Source organism: Ramlibacter sp. JJN2-2R (genome assembly GCF_057747835.1).
Genome location: NZ_CM173226.1, coordinates 1,979,585 through 1,998,973, shown reverse-complemented (window position 1 = coordinate 1,998,973; position 19,389 = coordinate 1,979,585). Strand labels below are relative to the sequence as shown.

At 70.4% G+C, this 19,389-nt stretch carries 20 protein-coding genes and 2 tRNA genes; 5 read left to right on the top strand and 17 right to left on the bottom strand.

Translation table 11 applies throughout. The features are described 5' to 3' along the window. Positions 1 to 184 precede the first annotated feature (184 nt). Positions 185 to 433 carry a (2Fe-2S)-binding protein gene (locus tag AC3ANR_RS09860; protein WP_488291694.1) on the top strand — a complete coding sequence of 83 codons (249 nt, stop codon included), beginning with the start codon at positions 185 to 187 and terminating at the stop codon, positions 431 to 433. A 52-nt stretch (positions 434 to 485) separates the two neighbouring features. Here AC3ANR_RS09860 and AC3ANR_RS09855 read toward each other — a convergent pair whose 3' ends face one another. Continuing rightward, positions 486 to 893, bottom strand: a complete 408-nt coding sequence (locus tag AC3ANR_RS09855) for a GlcG/HbpS family heme-binding protein (protein ID WP_488291693.1) — start codon at positions 891 to 893, stop codon at positions 486 to 488. A 119-nt stretch (positions 894 to 1,012) separates the two neighbouring features. Between AC3ANR_RS09855 and AC3ANR_RS09850 the strand changes: the two genes are divergently transcribed. Then, on the top strand, positions 1,013 to 1,702 hold the full coding sequence (locus AC3ANR_RS09850; RefSeq protein WP_488291692.1) for a Bax inhibitor-1 family protein: 690 nt from the start codon (positions 1,013 to 1,015) through the stop codon (positions 1,700 to 1,702). 63 nt (positions 1,703 to 1,765) lie between these two features. Here AC3ANR_RS09850 and rlmD read toward each other — a convergent pair whose 3' ends face one another. From rlmD to surE, 6 genes are read right to left on the bottom strand one after another with little or no spacing between them, the layout of a single operon-like run. After that, complete coding sequence (gene rlmD, locus AC3ANR_RS09845) at positions 1,766 to 3,157, bottom strand: 23S rRNA (uracil(1939)-C(5))-methyltransferase RlmD (RefSeq protein WP_488291691.1); 1,392 nt, start codon at positions 3,155 to 3,157, stop codon at positions 1,766 to 1,768. Between the two features lie 26 nt (positions 3,158 to 3,183). Then, the gene (locus AC3ANR_RS09840; RefSeq protein ID WP_488291690.1) at positions 3,184 to 3,969 is read right to left on the bottom strand and encodes a 3'-5' exonuclease; all 786 of its coding nucleotides are present in this window, start codon (positions 3,967 to 3,969) and stop codon (positions 3,184 to 3,186) included. Between the two features lie 17 nt (positions 3,970 to 3,986). Next, positions 3,987 to 4,988, bottom strand: coding sequence for an RNA polymerase sigma factor RpoS (rpoS, locus tag AC3ANR_RS09835; RefSeq protein WP_488291689.1), 1,002 nt, complete (start codon positions 4,986 to 4,988; stop codon positions 3,987 to 3,989). A 2-nt stretch (positions 4,989 to 4,990) separates the two neighbouring features. Then, entirely contained in the window at positions 4,991 to 5,911 is a 921-nt protein-coding gene (locus AC3ANR_RS09830; protein WP_488291781.1) for a peptidoglycan DD-metalloendopeptidase family protein, read from the bottom strand. A 14-nt stretch (positions 5,912 to 5,925) separates the two neighbouring features. Beyond that, positions 5,926 to 6,696, bottom strand: coding sequence for a protein-L-isoaspartate(D-aspartate) O-methyltransferase (locus tag AC3ANR_RS09825; RefSeq protein WP_488291688.1), 771 nt, complete (start codon positions 6,694 to 6,696; stop codon positions 5,926 to 5,928). Beyond that, the gene (gene surE / locus AC3ANR_RS09820) at positions 6,693 to 7,457 is read right to left on the bottom strand and encodes a 5'/3'-nucleotidase SurE (RefSeq protein ID WP_488291687.1); all 765 of its coding nucleotides are present in this window, start codon (positions 7,455 to 7,457) and stop codon (positions 6,693 to 6,695) included. Before surE ends, AC3ANR_RS09825 begins: the two co-directional genes overlap by 4 nt. Before the next feature lie 107 nt (positions 7,458 to 7,564). Between surE and AC3ANR_RS09815 the strand changes: the two genes are divergently transcribed. Next, entirely contained in the window at positions 7,565 to 8,542 is a 978-nt protein-coding gene (locus AC3ANR_RS09815) for an NADPH:quinone oxidoreductase family protein (RefSeq protein ID WP_488291686.1), read from the top strand. Between the two features lie 48 nt (positions 8,543 to 8,590). On the opposite strand, the gene AC3ANR_RS09810 is transcribed toward AC3ANR_RS09815, so the two are convergent. From AC3ANR_RS09810 to AC3ANR_RS09785, 6 genes are all read right to left on the bottom strand, one after another. Then, a tRNA-His gene (locus tag AC3ANR_RS09810) sits at positions 8,591 to 8,666 on the bottom strand. Positions 8,667 to 8,709: 43 nt separating this feature from the next. Then, on the bottom strand, positions 8,710 to 10,614 hold the full coding sequence (locus AC3ANR_RS09805) for a SurA N-terminal domain-containing protein (protein WP_488291685.1): 1,905 nt from the start codon (positions 10,612 to 10,614) through the stop codon (positions 8,710 to 8,712). Between the two features lie 78 nt (positions 10,615 to 10,692). Then, positions 10,693 to 10,768, bottom strand: a tRNA-Val gene (locus AC3ANR_RS09800). 16 nt (positions 10,769 to 10,784) lie between these two features. Beyond that, positions 10,785 to 11,057, bottom strand: coding sequence for an HU family DNA-binding protein (locus AC3ANR_RS09795; RefSeq protein ID WP_013901776.1), 273 nt, complete (start codon positions 11,055 to 11,057; stop codon positions 10,785 to 10,787). Positions 11,058 to 11,355: 298 nt separating this feature from the next. Beyond that, entirely contained in the window at positions 11,356 to 12,441 is a 1,086-nt protein-coding gene (locus tag AC3ANR_RS09790; RefSeq protein WP_488291684.1) for a tartrate dehydrogenase, read from the bottom strand. Beyond that, the gene (locus tag AC3ANR_RS09785) at positions 12,438 to 13,322 is read right to left on the bottom strand and encodes an alpha/beta fold hydrolase (protein WP_488291683.1); all 885 of its coding nucleotides are present in this window, start codon (positions 13,320 to 13,322) and stop codon (positions 12,438 to 12,440) included. Before AC3ANR_RS09785 ends, AC3ANR_RS09790 begins: the two co-directional genes overlap by 4 nt. A gap of 74 nt (positions 13,323 to 13,396) precedes the next feature. Between AC3ANR_RS09785 and AC3ANR_RS09780 the strand changes: the two genes are divergently transcribed. Further along, entirely contained in the window at positions 13,397 to 14,365 is a 969-nt protein-coding gene (locus AC3ANR_RS09780; RefSeq protein ID WP_488291682.1) for a LysR family transcriptional regulator, read from the top strand. Here AC3ANR_RS09780 and AC3ANR_RS09775 read toward each other — a convergent pair. Genes AC3ANR_RS09775 through uvrC form a run of 4 tightly spaced genes read right to left on the bottom strand, consistent with a single transcriptional unit; the run spans position 14,316 to position 18,297 of the window. Continuing rightward, the gene (locus tag AC3ANR_RS09775) at positions 14,316 to 15,221 is read right to left on the bottom strand and encodes a DMT family transporter (RefSeq protein WP_488291681.1); all 906 of its coding nucleotides are present in this window, start codon (positions 15,219 to 15,221) and stop codon (positions 14,316 to 14,318) included. The two genes, AC3ANR_RS09780 and AC3ANR_RS09775, sit on opposite strands and share 50 nt — an antisense overlap. 5 nt (positions 15,222 to 15,226) lie before the next feature. Continuing rightward, positions 15,227 to 15,793, bottom strand: a complete 567-nt coding sequence (gene pgsA, locus AC3ANR_RS09770; protein WP_488291680.1) for a CDP-diacylglycerol--glycerol-3-phosphate 3-phosphatidyltransferase — start codon at positions 15,791 to 15,793, stop codon at positions 15,227 to 15,229. Positions 15,794 to 15,830: 37 nt separating this feature from the next. Then, positions 15,831 to 16,304 (bottom strand): energy transducer TonB, encoded by a 474-nt coding sequence (locus tag AC3ANR_RS09765; protein WP_488291679.1) that lies wholly within the window; start codon positions 16,302 to 16,304, stop codon positions 15,831 to 15,833. Further along, positions 16,291 to 18,297, bottom strand: a complete 2,007-nt coding sequence (gene uvrC / locus AC3ANR_RS09760) for an excinuclease ABC subunit UvrC (RefSeq protein WP_488291678.1) — start codon at positions 18,295 to 18,297, stop codon at positions 16,291 to 16,293. Before uvrC ends, AC3ANR_RS09765 begins: the two co-directional genes overlap by 14 nt. 23 nt (positions 18,298 to 18,320) lie before the next feature. Between uvrC and earP the strand changes: the two genes are divergently transcribed. Next, entirely contained in the window at positions 18,321 to 19,364 is a 1,044-nt protein-coding gene (earP, locus tag AC3ANR_RS09755; protein WP_488291677.1) for an elongation factor P maturation arginine rhamnosyltransferase EarP, read from the top strand. Positions 19,365 to 19,389: the final 25 nt, after the last annotated feature.

The window sequence follows — 19,389 nt, the reverse complement described above, 5'->3', positions numbered from 1 at the left end:
ATTCTAAATGAGATGAATTCGCATTTGCTAGGCGAACCGACATTTCTCCCTGCCGCAGACGTTGATGCGGGTCAAGGAACGGTTGGATCGATGACCTTGCCGCACCACGGTCTTTGCGAATGCGAAGAGTTCTCATTTATACTGAGGTCGTCCCACCACCCCAGCCTTTGCCCCAGCCCGCACCATGATCGTCTGTGTCTGCCGCCGAGTTTCCGATCGCGAGATCAGCCGCCATGCGCGCGCCGGCATGAGCTTCGACGACATCCAGTTCGAGCTCGGCGTGGCGACCCAGTGCGGTCAGTGCGAGGGATGCGCGCGCGACATCGTGGCGCAGTGCAGCTCGACCGCCCCGGTGGCGGCGCTGCGCGCCGAACAGGGCGGCCGGGACGGCTCGGCAGGGGCGTGCTCGTCCTGCCCCGGCCGCCCGGCCTGAGCTTCGCGTTCGCGTTGCCAGCCGCCCGTCGCGCGCGGGTCGGCTGACCGGGTCAGAGCCCCAGCGCGGCGATGCCGGCGCGCGCGATCTGCGCGTCTTCGGTCGACTTGACGCCACTGACGCCGACGGCGCCGATGCACTGGCCGTCCTTGACGATCGGCACGCCGCCTTCCAGCAGCCCCTGCAGGCCCGGCGCGCTCAGGAACGACACGCGGCCTCCGTTGATCATCTCCTCGTACACGCGGCTTTCGCGCCGGCCCAGTGCGGCCGTGTGCGCCTTGGCCGGGGCGATCTGCGCCGACACGGGGGCGGCGCCATCCAGGCGCTGCAGCCAGAGCAGGTGGCCGCCGTCGTCGACGATGGCGATGGACACGGCCCACTGGTGCTTGAGGGCTTCGGCTTCGGCGGCGGCGGCGATGGCCTTGGCGTCGGCCAGTTCGAGTGCAGGTTTGGTCTTCATGGGTTGGGTGCGAAAACGGCAAGCATAAACGCCGGCCAGCGCAGGGGAATCCCGTGCGCGGCTGGAACCAATCTAGAATTCTTCCGTCTGAATCGACACCCAGTCCAAGGAGCTTTCGTATGAACGAGCAAGTCACCCCGTGGGGTTCCGGCTATGCCCTTCCCTCCGCCCAGGAGCGCAACCGCGTCCTGCGCAACACCTACTGGCTGCTGGCCCTGAGCCTGGTGCCGACGGTGCTGGGAGCCTGGCTGGGCGTCGCGACGGGCATCACCCGCTCGCTCGGCGGCGGCCTCGGGCTGGTCGTCTTCCTGGGCGGTGCGTTCGGCTTCATGTTCGCGATCGAGAAGACCAAGAATTCGGCCGCGGGCATCGGCGTCCTCCTGGGATTCACCTTCTTCATGGGCCTGATGCTCTCGCGCCTGATCGCGATGGTCCTCGGGTTCAAGAACGGCCCCAGCCTGATCATGACCGCCTTCGGCGGCACGGCCGGCGTGTTCTTCGTCATGGCCAGCCTGTCGACGATGATCAAGCGCGACCTGTCGGGCTTCGGCAAGTTCCTGTTCGTCGGCGCGCTGGCGCTGGTGATCGGCTCGATCATCAACGTGTTCGTCGGCTCCACCATCGGCATGCTGGTGATCAGCGTGATGGCCATCGGCATCTTCAGCGGCTTCATGCTGTACGACCTCAAGCGCATCGTCGACGGCGGCGAGACCAACTACATCACGGCGACGCTGGCCCTGTACCTGGACGCGTTCAACGTCTTCCAGAGCCTGCTGGCCCTGCTGGGCATCGCGGGCAGCAACGACTGAGCCGCCGCGCTCCCCAACGCACAAGGGCCCTTCGGGGCCCTTGTCGTTTGTCGCGCGGGGCCGTCAGCCGCGCTCGAACACCGCGATGCTTTCCACGTGCGCGGTGTGCGGGAACATGTTCACGACGCCCGCGGCGGTGCAGCGGTAGCCGGCCTGGTGCACCAGCAGGCCGGCGTCGCGCGCGAGGGTGGCCGGATTGCAGCTCACGTAGACGATGCGCCGCGGCGCCGACCAGCCCGGCGCCAGGTCGGGCTGCTGGTGCACGTCGGCCAGTGCCTTGGCCAGGGCGAACGCGCCCTCGCGCGGCGGATCGATCAGCCAGCGGTCGGCGACACCGTCCGCGGCGAGCTGCTGCGGTGTCATCTCGAACAGGTTGCGGGCGACGAAGGTCGTGGGCGCGAGGGGCCGCGCGGTCCGGTTGCGCTCGTAGTTCTCGCGCGAGCGCGCCACCAGCGCCTCGCTGCCCTCGATGCCCAGCACCTCGCGCGCCCGTGTCGCCAGCGGCAGCGTGAAGTTGCCCAGCCCGCAGAACCAGTCGATCACCCGATCGTCCGGCTGCACGTCGAGCAGCTGCAGGGCGCGGCCCACCAGGGTGCGGTTGATGTGCGGATTGACCTGCGTGAAGTCGGTGGGCCGGAACGGCATCGTGATGCCGAAGTCGGGCAGCGCGTAGGCCAGCTGCGGCCCGCCCTCGTCCAGCAGGTGCACGGTGTCCGGCCCCTTGGGCTGCAGCCACCACTGCACGCGGGGGTGCGCGCGGGCGAACTCGCGCAGCCGCGCCAGGTCGCCGGCGCTCAGCGGCTCCAGGTGCCGCAGCACCAGGGCGACGACGTCGTCGCCGCAGGCCAGCTCGATCTGCGGGCAGGTCTCGATGGCATCCATCGAGCCGACCAGCGCCCGCAGCGGCAGCAGCAGGTCGCTCACCTCCCGGGGCACCACGTGGCATTCGCGGATGTCGGCCACGTAGCGGCTCTTGCGCTCGTGGAAGCCCACCAGCACCGTGCCCTTCTTGCGCACGTGCCGCACGGAAAAGCGGGCGCGCCAGCGGTAGTTCCAGTCCGGCCCCTGGATCGGCCGCAGCACGAGTTCCGCGCGCACCTTGCCCAGGTGCCACAGGTTGTCCTCGAGCACGCGCTGCTTGATCGCCACCTGCGCGGCGGGATGCAGGTGCTGCATCTTGCAGCCGCCGCAGGCGCCCTCGTGCAGGCCGAAATGGGGGCAGCGCGGCCGCACCCGCTGGGACGATTCCCGGTGGATGGAGACCAGCGCGGCCTGCTCCCAGTTGTTCTTGCGCCGCGTGACGTTCGCGGTCACCAGCTCCGTCGGCAGCGCGCCGTCGATGAAAACCACCTTGCCGTCCGGCCGCCGGGCCACGCCTTGCGCCTCGATGTCCAGGGCGTCGACGGCGAGCCAGCCTTCCTGCGGCGTCGCCGCGGGTCCTGTCTTGTCGCTCATTCCCCCGATTGTCTCAGGGCGGCGGCTCAGGCCCAGGCGTCGAGGTACTCGCGCCAGTGCGGCTCGGCCGGCACGAGCCCGCCCAGCGTCTCCTTGACGAAGGCGATCTCCTGCGCGTACTCGGCCTCGGTCAGCCCCGCGCGCATCTTCTGGAAGCGGCAGTACAGCAGGTAGGTGTTCATCACGTCGGTCTCGCAATACCGGCGGATGTCCTCGAGCTTGCCCTCCTGGTACGCGGGCCAGACCTGCCCGCCGTCCATGCCCAGCTTGCCGGGGAAGCCGCACAGCTTGGCCATGGCGTCCAGCGGCGCGCTCGCGCGCGGCTGGTACATCGCCAGCAGGTCCATCAGGTCCAGGTGGCGCATGTGGTACCGGCTGATGTAGTTGTTCCACTTGAACTCGCGGTCGTCGTCGCCCATGTCCCAGTACTTGTCGGCGACGACGCCATGCTTGAGCCCGCGGTAGTGCAGCACCGGCAGGTCGAAGCCGCCGCCGTTCCAGCTCACCAGCTGCGGCACGTGCTTCTCGATGCTGTTGAAGAACGACTGCACCACCTTGCCCTCGCTCGCGCCGTCGCGGTCGGCGAACGAGTGGATCCGCAGGCCCTCGCCGTTGCGGAACACGCAGCTGATGACCAGCACCCGCTGCAGGTGCAGCGGCAGGAAGTCGCTCTGGCCGTTGGCCTTGCGCTCCTGGCACCATGCCTCGTAAACCTGCGAGTCGGTCTGCTCCGCCGGGGCGCCGCGCAGCGCGCGCAGCCCCGCGACGTCGGGAATGGATTCGATGTCGAAGACGAGCACGGGCCAAGGCATGCCCGGACTCTAGCCGATCAGAACAGGGCTTCCTTGGTGATGCCGCTGCGCGTCATCTGCCGGCGCAGCTTCAGCAACGCCTCGTTCTGGATCTGGCGCACGCGCTCGCGGGTCAGGCCCAGGCGGTCGCTCAGGACCTCGAGCGTCTCGGGCTCGCGGTCGTGCAGGCCGAAGCGGCCCTCCAGCACCTCCTTCTCACGCTGCGAGAGCGTCTCGACCCAGCCGGCCAGCAGGCGCTCCACCTCATGGAGCTGCGTGATGCCCGTGGGATCGGCCGACTGCTCGTCGGCGATGGAATCGCCGAGCGTGTAGTCCTCGTCGGAGCGGTCCAGCGAAGCGTCCAGGGACCGCGGGTTCTCGGCCAGCGCGAGCAGGTCGGCCACCTCCTGCACGTTGCGACCGAGCAGCGCCGCCACGTCCTCGACCCGCACGCCCTCGCCCCCCACGCTGCCGCGGGCGGCCTGGAAGGCCGGGTCGTTCTCCAGCGTGCGCCGGGCACGCAGCACCTGCTGCAGCTCGCGCACCACGTGCACCGGGAGGCGGATCACGCGGCCCTGGTTCATCACGGCGCGTTCGACGGACTGCCGGATCCACCAGGTCGCATAGGTGGAAAAGCGGAAGCCGCGCTCGGGCTCGAACTTGTCGATGGCGTGCATCAGCCCGAGATTGCCCTCCTCGATCAGGTCGGAGAGCGGCACGCCGCGGCCCAGGTAGGCCTTGGCGATGCTCACCACCAGCCGCAGGTTGTGCTCGATCATCGACTGGCGCGCCGCGAAATCGCCGGCGCGCGCGCGGGTCGCGGTCTCGAACTCCTGCTCGGGGGTGAACAGCTCCGTGCGCCGGATGTCGCGCAGGTACAGCGTCAGGGTGTCGGCTGCATCGGCGCCGACGTCGCGCGCCCACTCGCGCAGCGGCGGCTCGGCAGGCGCCTCGCCGGGCGGCGCCGCCTCCGGCGGCACACCGTGCTCCATCGCGCCCGGGTCCGGCGAACTGCCTTGGCCGTGGCGCTTGCGCGGCATGACTACCTCGCTGGCAGGTATCTGGCGGGATCGACCGGCTTGCCCTGGCGGCGGATCTCGAAGTGAAGCTTCACGCGATCGGTGTCGCTGGCGCCCATCTCGGCGATCTTCTGCCCCTTGCGCACGGTCTGGTCTTCCTTGACCAGCAGGGTCTGGTTGTGCGCGTAGGCCGTCAGGTAGGTGTTGTTGTGCTTCAGGATGATCAGGTTGCCGTAGCCGCGCAGCCCCGCGCCCGCATACACCACGCGGCCGTCGGCGGCCGCCAGCACCGGATCGCCAGCCTTGCCGGCGATGTCCACGCCCTTGTTCTTCACCTCGTCGAAGCCGGCCAGCACCGCCAGGTTGCCCGGCGCCGGCCAGCCCCAGGGCACATCGTCGTCCGGCGTCGCGGGCACGGCAGCGGCAGCGGGGGCCGCCGACGCCGCCGTCACGGCAGCCGTCGCGGTTGCACGGGCCGTGCTGGATGCGGCCGAAGCCGGCACGGCGGCGGTCGACGCGGGGGCCGCCGGGGCGCTGGCGCCCGCGGCCGGCACCGAGGCCGCAGCCACCGCGGACTGCGCCACGGGGCGCGCCACCGGCTCGGACGGCGGCGGCACGACGCGCAGCACCTGGCCCACTTCGATGATGTTGGGGTTGTCGATGGAATTCCAGCGCACGAGGTCGCGCCAGTTCTGTCCATGGTCGAGGGCCACGCGGATCAGCGTGTCGCCCTGGCGCACCGTGTAGTAACCCGGCTTGCCCGCGTTCTCGGCGCCCGGCAGCGGACGCGCCGGCTCCGAGGCCACGACCGCGGGTGCGCGCGTGGTGTTGCTGCGATCCTCCACCGGCGCCGGGGCGCGGGTCCTCGACGCGCATCCGGCGAGCACCAGTCCCGCCAGCAACAGCGCGGCTCCCTTGGCCATCCGCCCGCCCATGCCCTTCATCTTGTGTTCTTCCTTCAAGCGATGCCGGATTTTAGGGGGACGAAGTGAACCGCCTCAAGAATGGTCTGGCGCACCTCGCGCGCCGTCTTCTCCAGCACGACCAGCGCCTGCCGCCCGCCCGGCATCACGGTGGGCGCGACGATGCGGCCGCCGATGGCGAGTTGGTCGAGCCACGCCTGCGGCACCGCGTCGCCGCCGGCTGCGGCGATGATGCCCGCATACGGCGCGCCCTGGGCGAAGCCCTGCATGCCGTCGCCGAACAGCAGGTGGACGTTGGCGATGCGCAGCGGCCGCAGGTTGGTGCGCGCCTTGTCGTGCAGGCCGCGCAGCCGCTCGATGCTGTAGACCTCGGTGCACAGTTGCGCGAGCACCGCCGCCTGGTAGCCGCAGCCGGTGCCGATCTCGAGCACCCGTCCGGGCTTGCCAGAAGGCTGCCCGCCGAGCAGCAATTCGATCATGCGCGCGACCACGCTCGGCTTGGAGATGGTCTGGCCCAGCCCGATGGGCAGGCTGGTGTCCTCGTACGCCTGGTTCACCAGCGCACTGTCGACGAAGCGGTGCCGCTCGACCGCGCCCATCGCGGCGAGCACGCGCGCATCGGTGATGCCGTCGGCCGCCAGCCGCTGCACCATGCGGGCGCGCACGGCGCCGGAGTCCAGGCCCACCCCCTGCACCGCGGGGGGCGCGGGCGGGCGCAGGCTGGGCGCCGCGGCGGGCCGGCGCGGCGCGGCCGGCGAAGGCTGCGGCAGGACACCGCGCGCCGGAAAGCCGGGGCGGCGGTTCACCGGCGCGTCCCGAAGCGGGCGACGCGCGCCGACCAGTCGCGCAGGCCGTCGTGGTCCGTCAGGTCCACCTTCAGCGGCGTGACGGACACGCGCCCTTGCGTGGTCGCATGGAAGTCGGTGCCGTCGGCATCGTCCTTGGCCGGCCCCGCGCCGCCGATCCAGTACATGGTCTGGCCATGCGGGCTGGATTGCGAGATGACCTTCTCGGCCGCATGCCGGCGGCCCAGGCGGCAGACCTCGAACGGGCCGAGCTGCTCGTCGGCGCGATTGGGAATGTTCACGTTCAGCAGGAACGGATGCTCGGGGTCCAGCCCCTGGGCGATCACCTGCTGCACCAGCTCGCGGGCCCGGCGCGCGGCGGCGTCGAGGTGGGCCCATCCCTTCTCGACCTGCGAGAACGCGATCGCCGGGATGCCGAACAGATAGCCCTCCATCGCGGCGCCGACGGTGCCGGAGTAGATGGTGTCGTCGCCCATGTTGGCGCCGTTGTTGATGCCGCTGACGACCAGGTCGGGCCGATAGCCGAGCACGCCGGTGAGCGCGATGTGCACGCAGTCGGCCGGCGTGCCGTTGACGTAGCGAAAGCCGTTGCCCGCCTCGTGCACGTACAGCGGCGAATGCAGCGTGAGCGCGTTGGACTTGGCGCTGTTGTTGTGTTCGGGAGCGACCACCGCGACGTCGCCGAGGTCCTGGATGGCTTCGTGCAGGGCGCGCAGGCCCGGCGCCTGGTAGCCGTCGTCGTTGGAAAGGAGGATCTTCATGCGGCTTGGCCCTGCGGGCATTGTAGGGGTCCGGTCGCCGCAGGGACATCGCGGCGCCCGGCGCGCGACCTATGATCCGCCGCTTGCCGCCCAAGGAGACGAATCCCATGCATGCCTGGCTCTGCGAGAACCCCGTCGGCGTCGACGCCCTGCAGTGGAAGGAACTGCCCACGCCCCAGCCCAAGGCCGGCGAGGTGCTCATCGCGATCCGCGCCGCGAGCCTGAACTTTCCCGACCTGCTGATCGTCCAGAACAAGTACCAGCACAAGCCGCCCCTGCCCTTCGTGCCGGGCTCGGAATACGCCGGCGTGGTGGAAGCGGTGGGCGAAGGCGTGACGCAGCTGAAGGTGGGCCAGGGCGTGGCCTGCCTGTCGGGCACCGGCGGGTTCGGCACCCACACCATCGCGCCCGCGGCGCTGTGCATGCCGCTGCCGCCCGATTTCCCGTTCGTCGATGCCGCCGCGTTCATCATGACGTACGCGACGTCGCACCACGCGCTGATCGACCGGGCGCACCTGCAGCCCGGCGAGACCGTGCTGGTGCTGGGGGCCGCCGGCGGTGTCGGCACGGCCGCGATCCAGATCGCCAAGGCCGCCGGGGCGCGGGTCATCGCCGCCGCCTCCAGCGACGAGAAGTGCGCGCTGTGCACCTCGATCGGCGCCGACGCGACGATCAACTACAGCCAGGGCAACCTGCGCGACGCGATCAAGGCCGCGACCGGCGGCAAGGGCCCGGATGTCGTCTACGACCCCGTGGGCGGCGACTTCGCCGAACCGGCGTTCCGCTCGATCGCCTGGCGCGGCCGCTACCTGGTGGTGGGCTTCGCGGCGGGGCCGATTCCGTCGCTGCCGCTGAACCTGCCGCTGCTCAAGGGCGCGTCGATCGTCGGCGTGTTCTGGGGCGACTTCGCGCGGCGCGAGCCCAAGGCCAACGCCGCCATGATGGCCGAGCTGGCCGCCTGGTACGCGCAGGGCCGCATCAAGCCGGTGATCGACCGCACCATGCCCCTGTCGGAGCTCAAGGCCGCGTACGCCCACATGGGCTCGCGCGGGGTCAAGGGCAAGCTGGTCCTGGTGAACGGCTGACGCGCAAGAAAAAAGGCCGGTTGCACTGCAACCGGCCTTCGTCGATCTTGGGGTGGCTGATGGGACTCGAACCCACGACGACCAGAATCACAATCTGGGACTCTACCAACTGAGCTACAGCCACCGTCGAAGACCGCGATTATAGCCGCGGCCGAGTCGTCGCGGGCTCAGCGCTGCGCCGGCTCGACGGCATCGGCCGCCGGCTTGGCCACCAGGATCTGTGCCTTGAAGCGATCCTTGAGCAGGTTGTAGTAGGCCAGCGACTCCGCCCCGCCCCACCACTTGGCGTATTGCGAGGATTCCTGCTTCGCGACCGCGGCCTCGGGCGCCTGGCGCGGCAGCGCCTGGATGACCTTCACCACCGCATAACCGGTGGTGCCGAGGTCCACCCCGGCGAAGGCGCCGGCGTCGGTGCGCAGCGCCGCCTCGACCACTTCGCGCGGCTGCCTGGCCGGGTCGTCGCGCGAGACGACGACCTTCTCGGACAGGCCGGTGGCCGAAGCCGCATCGGCCTTCCAGGCGGCCAGCTTGTCCATGCCTTCCTTCTTGGCCATCTCGGCCGAGCGCGTCGCGACGATGCGCTGCTTGACCGCGTCCTGCACTTCGGCCAGCGGCAGCGTGCGCGCCGGGCTGTACTGCACGATGCGCGCCGACACGAGCTGGCTCGGGCCGGTCTCGACGGCTTCGGTGTTGCGCTTCTTCTCGATGCTGTCGGGCGTGAACAGCGCCCCGAGCAGCTTGGGATTGGCGAGCGGGCCCTTGGCGCCGGCGGGCGGCGTGCGCTGCACGTTGGCGGCCGTCTTCACTTCGAGCTTGAAGCGCTCGGCCACGGTCTTGAAGCCGTCGGCCGCCTCGTAGACCGCGTTGCTGAACGCATCGGCCGACTCGGCGAACTTGCGTTGGGCCTGCTGCTTGCGCACCTGCTCCTCCAGCTCCGGGCGCATCTGCTCGAAGGTCTTGCCGCGCACGTCGGTGACCTTGATGACGTGCCAGCCGAACTCGGTCTCCACCGGCGGGCTGATCTCGCCCTTCTTGAGCGAGAACACCGCGTCCTCGAACGCCTTGGTCATCGCGCCCCGCGCGAAGAACTCGAGGTCGCCGCCGTTCGCGGCCGAGCCCGGATCCTGCGAGTTCTTCTTCGCCACCTCGGCAAAGCTGTCGGGCGACTTCTTCACCTGCTCGTACAGCTCCTGCGCGCGCGCCTTGGCCTTGGCCTTGTCGGCGGCCGGCGCGTCCTTGGGCGCGGCGATCAGGATGTGGCTGGCGCGCCGCTCCTCGAGGCGGGAGGCGTTCTGCTCGTAGTAGGTCTTGAGGTCCTGCTCGTTGACCGTGACGCCCTTCTTGACCGTGTCCAGGTCCAGCATCACGTATTCCACCGAAGCCTGCTCGGGCGCCTGGAACAGCTGCGGGTTCTGCTTGTAGAAGGCCTCGATGTCGGCCGGCGTGGGGCTCACCTTGGCGGCGTAGTCGGCGGCATTGAAGCGGGCGACCTGGATCTCGCGCTTGCCGAAGAACGCGGCGAGCGCGACGTCGGCCGGGGCGGCGGCCTGCACTGTGCTGCCCTGCACGCCGGCGAGCACCTGGCGGCTGGCGATGTCGTTGCGCACCTGGTCCTCGAACATCTGCGGGGTCAGGCCCTGCGCGCCGACCAGCTGCTTGTACCGCTCCATGTCCAGCTTGCCGTCGGGCCCGCGCAGCGAGGCGATCACCTCGTTGGCCTGCAGCTCGCGCGCCAGGCGCTGGTCGCTGGTGGCGAGGCGGTCCTTCGCGGCGGCGGCGGCCAGCACGCGGTCGCGCACCATGCGCTCCAGCGTGCCGTAGCGCGCCTGCGGCGTGTCGAGCAGCTTGGGATCCAGCGTGGGCATCTGCTGGCGCAGGCGGTCGACCTCGCGCCGGTGCTCGGCGTCCCAGTCGGACTGCGTGATCTCGTGCCCGTCGACCTTGGCCACGGCGGGACCGCCCTTGTTGGCCGAGTTGTACCGCTCCACGCCGAACAGCACGAACGACGGGAAGATCAGCAGGAACAGCAGGACCTGCATCACCCGGTTGTGCTTGCGGACGAATTCAAACATGCGCGACTCTCGTATCGAAAAAAACGGGGTGTGCCCAGAAAACGCAAAAGGCGAACATGCTGTTCGCCTTCGCTGTGTTGGTGGGTGCTGACGGGATCGAACCGCCGACCTACGCCTTGTAAGGGCGCCGCTCTACCAGCTGAGCTAAGCACCCCACCGGCGTTGCCGCCTCAGTTCAGCGCATCCTTGAGCGCCTTGCCAGGACGGAACTTGGGCACCTTGGCGGCCTTGATTTTAATCTGCGCGCCGGTCCGGGGATTGCGGCCGCTGCGGGCGGCGCGCTTGCCGACGGCAAAGGTGCCGAAACCCACCAGCGACACGGAGCCGCCCTTCTTCAGCGTCGTCTTGACGGCGCCGATCATCGACTCCAGCGCCCGCGTGGCCGCCGCCTTGGAGATGTCGGCGTGCTTCGCGATGTGCTCAATCAGTTCGGTTTTGTTCACAAGAGCCCCTCATGGAGAGAAAGAGTTGGACAGGTCGTCTTCTCAAAAATTATTGTCTCCCGGACCCTGGCGCGCCGCGGCCGGCTTGCGAACCTAGGATGGGGGAGACTTTCTTTCCGCGGCCGCGGGCCACTGCCGTCGATTAAAGCCACCCCCCTCAGGTGTGTCAATAAGTCTCGCAGCTTTACAACAGCCGGGCCGCGGATTCTAGGGCCGGCGCGGCGCGCCGCCGCGCCGGCGGGCGATCCGGCGGGCAGCGGCGACGCAAACTTTGTCACGCGTTGCGCGTGCTTATGCGTCAGAGCGCGGCGGCGATGGCCTTGCCCAGGTCGGTGGTGGTGCCCTTGCCGCCGATGTCCGGCGTGCGCGGCGCGCCGGACTTGGGATCGAGCACCTTCTCGATCGCCGCCAGCACCGCGTCGTGCGCGTCCTTGTGGCCCAGGAACTCCAGCATCATCGCGCCGCACCAGATCTGGCCGATCGGGTTGGCGATGTTCTTGCCGTAGATGTCCGGCGCCGAGCCGTGCACCGGCTCGAACAGCGACGGGAACCGCCGGTCCGGGTTCAGGTTGGCGCTGGGCGCGATGCCGATGGTGCCGGTGCACGCCGGACCCAGGTCGCTCAGGATGTCGCCGAACAGGTTGCTGGCCACGACCACGTCGAAGAAGTCGGGGCGCTGCACGAAGTGCGCCGTCAGGATGTCGATGTGGAACTTGTCCGTCTTCACCTGCGGGTACTTCTTCGCCATTTCGGCGACGCGCTCGTCCCAGTACGGCATGGTGATCGCGATGCCGTTGGACTTGGTCGCGCTGGTCAGGTGCTTCTTCGGGCGCGAACTGGCCAGTTCGTAGGCGAACTTGAGCACCCGGTCCACGCCGTGCCGGGTCATGATGGTCTCCTGCATCACCATCTCGCGCTCGGTGCCCGGGAACATGCGGCCGCCCACCATGGAGTACTCGCCCTCGGTGTTCTCGCGCACGATGTACATGTCGATCTCGCCGGGCTGGCGCGGGCTGCCGTCGCGCCGCACCACCGGGGCCATGATGCCGGGCATCAGGCGCGCGGGCCGCAGGTTCACGTACTGGTCGAACTCGCGGCGGAACAGCACCAGCGAGCCCCACAACGACACGTGGTCGGCGACCTTCTCGGGCCAGCCGACCGCGCCGAAGAAGATGGCGTCATGGCCGCCGATGCGGTCCTTCCAGTCGTCGGGCATGTACTTGCCGTGCTTCTCGCAATAGTCCCAGCTCGCGAAGTCGAAATGGTCGAACTCGAGGTCGATGCCGAACTTCGAGGCGGCCGCCTCCATGACGCGCAGCCCCTCGGGCATGACTTCCTTGCCGATCCCGTCGCCGGGGATGACTGCGATTCGCTTCTTGCTCATGACTTGCTCCTGAAAAACGAGAGGGATTCTTCCAGGAGGAGCCCGGGGGCTTCCTCCGCGATGTAGTGGCCGCAGGGCAGGCTGCGGCCGGAGAATTCGGTGGCCGCGGCACGCCACAGAGCCGGGACGTCGAAGCAGCGGCCCACCGCGCCGTGCTCGCCCCACAGCACGCGCAGCGGCTGCGCCAGCCGGCGGCCGGCATCGGCATCGGCCTGGTCGTGGCGCAGGTCGATGCCGGCGCTGGCGCGGTAGTCGGCGCAGATGCCTTCGGCGGTGCCGGGGATGCCGGCGCAGCGCTCGTACTCGGCCAGCGCCTCGGGCGCGAACGCCGCCAGGCCGGCATGCCGGGCGCCCATGATGCTGCGCACGTAGCGCGCGCCGTCGGACGCGATCAGCGCCTCGGGCAACGGCGGCGGCTGGATGAGGAAGAACCAGTGCCAGTACGCGCGGGCGAAGGCCTCGCCGGTGCCGCGGTACATCGCCAGCGTCGGCGCGATGTCCAGCAGCAGCAGGCGCTCGACGGCATGCGGGTGGTCCAGGCCGAGGCGGTGCGCGACCCGCGCGCCGCGGTCGTGGGCGAGCACCTGGAAGCTCGCGTGCCCGAAGTGGCGCATGACATGGACGGCGTCCAGCGCCATCTCGCGCTTGGCGTACGCCGCCGATTCGGCGCCCGGCAGCGGCCGGCCCGAGTCGCCGTAGCCGCGCAGGTCCATCAGCACGACCTCGAAGCGCTCGGCCAGCCGCGGCGCGACGAGGTGCCACATCGCGTGCGTCTGCGGGTGGCCGTGCAGCAGCAGCAGCGGTGCGCCCTGCCCAGCGCGGCGCACGTTCAGCACCACGCCGTCGCGCTGCACCTGCAGGGATTCGAAGCCGTCCAGCATGCCGGCATTGTGGCAGCGGGCCATGGCGCGACCAAGCAATAATCCGGCAACCGATTCTTTCCTCCTTGGAAGCAATGAAGCCGCGCCTGAACCGCCCCGACCTCGACCTGCTGCTGGCCATCCGCCAGCACGGCAGCCTGGCGGCCGCGGCGGCTGCCGCCGACGTGGTGCCCTCGGTGATCACCAAGCGGCTGGCCGCGCTCGAGGCCCGGCTGGGCCTCAAGTTGTTCCAGCGCACCACGCGCCGCGTGGTGCCGACGCCGGATGGCGAGGCGCTGTGCGAACGCGCCGCGGGGCTGCTGGCCGGCTTCGACGCCCTGGAATCCGAACTGCAGGAACGTCACCACGAGCCGGTCGGCCGCATCCGGCTCGCGGCCACCTTCGGTTTCGGCCGGGTGTGGCTCGGCCCGGCCCTCGCCGAGTTCCAGGCCCGCCATCCGCACCTGGAGCTGCAGCTGCAGCTCACCGAGCAGCTGCCCGACCTGGCGGTGGAGGGATTCGACGGCGCGGTGTGGCTGTGGGCCGTGCGCGGGCAGCGAGCCGACGAATGGACGGGGCGGCGGCTGGCGCGCAACCAGCGCGTGCTGGCCGCCTCGCCCGACTACCTGCGCCGGCGCGGTGCGCCGTCCACGCCGGCGGAGCTGGCGGCGCACGACTGCCTGGTGGCACGCGAGAACGATCAGTTCGACGTCTGGCGGCTGCAACGCGAGCGCGACCGGGCCGAGGTGCGCGTGCGGGTCGGCGGGCGGCTGTCGAGCAACTCGGGGGAACTGGTGCGCGACTGGTGCCTGGCCGGCCACGGGATCATGCTGCGCAGCCTGTGGGACATCGCCGGCGACCTGGCGAGCGGCGACCTGGTGCGGGTGTTGCCCGGCTACGCGATGGTCGACGCCGACATCCACTGGCTCGCGCCGCACACCACGTCCAGCCCGAAGCGCATCCGGCTGCTGGTGGACTTCCTCGCCGAGCGCTTTCGCGGCGAGCCCTGGAAGCTCAAGGCTGGCGCGGCGCCCGCACCACGAGGCTCACGCCCACCGCGGTGAGCGCGACGCCGGCGACGATCAGCGGCGTGATCGGCTCGCCGAACAGCAGCCAGGCCATCAGGGCGGTGCTCGGCGGCACCAGGTACATCAGGCTGGTGACGGTGGTGGCCGCGCCGCGCTGGATCAGCAGGTACAGCAGCGAGCTGCCGCCCAGGGTGAGCCCGAGGACCGACCAGCCCATGGCGCCGGCGAGCTCGGTGTTCCAGCCGCCGCCCGGCAAGGACCAGCGCATGGGCTCCGTCTCCAGCGCAGCGAGCGGCAGCGTGACCGCGAAGGCCGCGGCCAGCTGCACCAGGTTGGCGGTGCGGACGTCGCAGGGGGCGACGAAGCGCTTCTGGTAGAGCGTGCCCGCGGTGATGCACGCCAGCGCGATCATCGCGAACGACAGGTTCAGCGGGTGGACCTCGCCGAACCCGAGCTTCTGCCAGACCACCAGCAGGAGGCCCGCCAGGCCGAGGACGAGCCCGGCCCATTGCCGGCGCGCCACCGTGCCGCCGCGCATGGACACCCAGATGGCGGTCAAGACCGGCTGCAGGCCCACGAGCAGCGCCGCCAGGCCGGCGCCCATGCCCGCCTTGACCGCGGCCCACACGCCGCCCAGGTAGCCGGCGTGCATGAAGATGCCGGTGACGGCCAGGTGCGCCCACTGCGCCCGCCCGCGCGGCCAGGCCGCCCGCGCCGCCAGGGCCCAGGCGAGGAAGCAGGCGACCGAGAGGATGTAGCGCACCGCCAGGAACTTCATCGGCGGCGCGTGCGGCATGCCGTAGCGCGCCACGATGAAGCCGGTGCTCCAGATCAGCACGAAGACGGCGGGCATCGCCCGCACCAGCGCGTCCTGGCGGTCCTGCGCCTGCATGCCGGTCACCGCACCCGCTGCCGGATCTCGGGAAGCGCCTTTTGCAGGTAGTAGGCCATCGACCAGACGGTCAGGATGGCGGCCAGCCAGATGAGCCAGTGGCCCCACACGCCCGTGTCGATGGCGCCGAACAGCCTGCCGTCGAACAGCAGGAACGGGATCGCCACCATCTGCACGGTCGTCTTCACCTTGCCCAGCATGTGCACGGCGACGCTGCGCGATGCGCCGATCTGGGCCATCCATTCGCGCAGGGCCGAGATGGCGATCTCGCGGCCGATGATGATCAGCGCCACGAAGACGTCGGCGCGCCCCAGGTGCACCAGCACCAGCAGCGAGGCGCAGACCAGGAACTTGTCGGCCACCGGATCGAGGAAGGCGCCGAACGCCGAGGTCTGGTTCAGGCGCCGGGCCAGGAAGCCGTCCAGCCAGTCGGTCAGCGCGAACGCCACGAACATGACGGTGGCCACCAGGTTCTGCACCGGCACCGGCAGGCCGACGTAGAACACGCCGACGATCAGGGGAATCGCGACGATGCGCGTCCAGGTGAGGATCGTCGGGACCGTGAAGAACATGGCGCGATTCTCACATGCCCCGGCGGCCGCGGGGCGTTCACGGCGCCTCGGCGAGCGTGCGCAGCTGGAACTTCAGGTCGTCGTTGTACAGGAACGTCTCGTTGAACTGCCACGGGCGCGGCAGGTGCCCGACCGGCTCGAACGGCGCGGCGCGCCGGATCGCCCGCACGGCCATCTGCACCGTCTGCGGGGACTGGCGCGGCACGCGCAGCACGCGGATGTCGCGCACGCTGCCGTCGCGATTGAGCTCCACCTGCAGCACCGGGATGGACTGCAGCGGGTCGGGCAGCGGGCCCGCGAACGTCTCGCCGGCGCTGGTGTCGTGGATGCGGCGTGCCGCGCGCATCTTGTACTCCTCCCACGACCGGGCGGCCGCGCCCGGCGCCGCGCGGGGCATGGCGCCGGCCACGGTGGCGGGCTGCGCGCCGCCCGGGCCGGGCGCCTGGACGGGCGAGGTGCAGGCGGCCACGAGGCCGGCCCATGCAGTGGCGAGCAGCTTAGTGAAGCGCACGATAGATCTCCTCCGCGAGATCGCGGCCGATGCCCTCGACCGCGGCGATGTCGTCCACCCCGGCCGAGGCGACGCCGCGGATGCCGCCGAAACGCTGCAGCAGCCGCGCCCGTTTCTTGGCGCCGATGCCGGGAATCTCCTCGAGCTTGCTGCCGCCGATGCGCACCTTCGCCCGCCGCGCCCGCATGCCCGTGATGGCGAACCGGTGCGCCTCGTCGCGGATCTGCGCCACCAGCATCAGCGCCGCCGAATCCTTGCCCAGGTAGACCTTGTCGCGCCCGTCGGCGAAGACCAGCTCCTCCAGGCCCACGCGGCGCCCCTCGCCCTTCTCCACGCCCACGATCACCGAGAGGTCGAGGCCGAGTTCGGCGAACACCTCGCGCGCCATGCTCACCTGGCCGCGGCCGCCGTCGACCAGCACCAGGTCGGGCAGCCGGGTCGCGCCGCCGCGCGCGCCACCCTTCCTGGGGGGCTCGGCGTCGGCTTCGCCCGGCGGCGGCGATGCATCGGGCGGGTCGCGGCCGACGTCGGCCAGGCGCGCATAGCGGCGGGTGAGCACCTGCCGCATGGCCGCGTAGTCGTCGCCAGGCGTGATGCCGTCGATGTTGTAGCGGCGGTATTCGCTGTTCTGCATCCGGTGGTGGTGGAACACGACGCACGATGCCTGCGTGGCCTCGCCGGCGGTGTGCGAGATGTCGAAGCACTCGACCCGGAAGTTGTCGAGCTCGTCGGGCGCGAGGTCCAGCGAGTCGACCAGCGCGCGCGTGCGGGCCTGCTGCGAGCCCTCCTCCGCGAGCAGGCGCGCGAGCTGGATCGATGCGTTCTTCTCCGCCATCTCCAGCCACAGCCGGCGCTGCTCGCGCGGGTTGTGCACGGCATTGATCTTCACGCCGGTCTGCTCGGACAGCGCCTCGACCAGCTCGCGGGCGACCGGCACGCTGGTGATCAGCGCCGGCGGGACCGGCACGCCGATGTAGTGCTGGGCGATGAAGGCTTCGAGCACCTGCACCTCGACCGGCTGGACCGGCACCGCATCCTCGGTGTCGTCGAAGTCCTGCACCGCCGCGGCGTCCTCGACGTGGGTGGGGAAGTAGGCGCGGTCGCCCAGGTGGCGGCCGCCGCGCACCATGGCGAGGTTCACGCACGCCTTGCCGCCCTGCACCTTGACCGCCAGGATGTCGGCGTCCTTGTCGGAGCCGGTGTCGACCGACTGCTGGTGCAGCACCTTGGACAGCGCCGCCATCTGGTTGCGCAGTTCGGCGGCCTGCTCGAACTCGAGCCGCTCGGCGTGCTGCAGCATGCGCTGCTCGAGCTGGGCCAGCACGGCCTGCGTCTCGCCGCGCAGGAACGACTCGGCGTTGCGCACGTCGTGCTGGTATTCCTGCGGCGAGACGAGGTTCACGCAGGGCCCGGAGCAGCGCTTGATCTGGTACAGCAGGCAGGGCCGCGTGCGGTTGGCGAACACCGTGTCCTCGCAGGTGCGCAGCCGGAACACCTTCTGCAGCAGCTGGATGGATTCCTTCACGGCCCAGGCGCTCGGGTAAGGGCCGAAATAGCGGTGCTTGCGGTCGACGGCGCCGCGGTAGTAGGCGACGCGCGGGAAGGCGGCCGGGCCGTGGGCGCCGTCGTCGAAGCCGACCTTGTCGGGCGCGCCGTGGATCTTCAGGTACGGGTAGCTCTTGTCGTCCCGGAAGAGGATGTTGTACCGCGGGTTGAGCGCCTTGATGAGGTTGTTCTCGAGCAGCAGGGCCTCGGCCTCGGAGCGCACGACCGTGGTCTCCATGCGCACGATCTTCGACACCATGTGGCCGATGCGCGTGCCGCCATGGTTCTTCTGGAAGTAGCTGGAGACGCGCTTCTTCAGGTTGCGCGCCTTGCCCACGTACAGCACGCCGCCGTCGGCGTCGAAGTAGCGGTAGACCCCCGGCATCTGGGGCAGCGCGGCGACTTCGGCCAGCAGCTGTTCGGAATGCACGGCGCGGTCGGACGACATAGGTTCCGTATTATCCCGGCAGCATGCGCTGGGACATCTTCTGCAAGGTCATCGACAACCACGGCGACATCGGGGTGTGCTGGCGCCTGGCGGCCGACCTGGCCCGTCGCGGCGGGCAGGTGCGCCTGTGGATCGACGACGCCAGCGCCCTGGCGTGGATGGCCCCGCACGGGCAGCCGGGCGTCGAGGTGGGCGCCTGGGACGCCGCCCGCGGCCAGGCGCCGGGTGATGTCGTCGTCGAGGCCTTCGGCTGCGAGCTCGATCCGGAGGTGGCGGCCGGCATCGCGCAGGCGGCGCGGCTGCGCGGCCGCCAGCCGGCCTGGATCAACCTCGAATACCTCTCGGCCGAATCCTGGGTGGAGCGCTGCCATGGGCTGCCCTCGCCGGTGATGAGCGGCCCGGCCCAGGGCCTGGTCAAGCGGTTCTTCTATCCGGGTTTCACCGAGCGCACCGGTGGCCTGCTGCGCGAGCAGGACCTGCTGCGCCGGCGCGCCGCGTTCGACCGGGGTGCCTGGCTCTCCGGCCACGGCATCGACTGGGCCGGAGAGACGGTCGTGAGCCTCTTCTGCTACGAGCCGCCGGGCCTTGCCGCCTGGCTGGCCGCGCGGGCCGCCGGCGGTACGCCCGTGCGCCTGCTGGCGACGCACGGCCGGGCCTCGCGGGCCCTGCGCGCCCTCCTCGACCAAGGCCTGCCGCCAGGCGCCGTGTCCGTGCACTGGCTGCCGCTGCTGACCCAGGAGGACTACGACCACCTGCTGTGGTCGTGCGACTTCAACTTCGTGCGTGGCGAGGACTCGCTGGTGCGCGCGCTGTGGGCCGGCCAGCCCTTCGCGTGGCACATCTATCCGCAGGACGACGGCGCCCATGCCGCCAAGCTCGACGCCTTCCTCGGCTGGCTGCAGGCGCCGGCTTCGCTGCGGCAACTGCACCAGGGCTGGAACTTCGGCGGCGACGGGGCCGGGGCGTGGGACCTGCCCGCGTGGCGCAACGCCGTCGAGGGCGCGCGGGCGCGCCTCGTCGCGCAGGCCGACCTCGTCACCCAGCTGCAGCGGTTCGCGACCAGCTGAGCGGCAGGCCGACTGGGGCTGATCA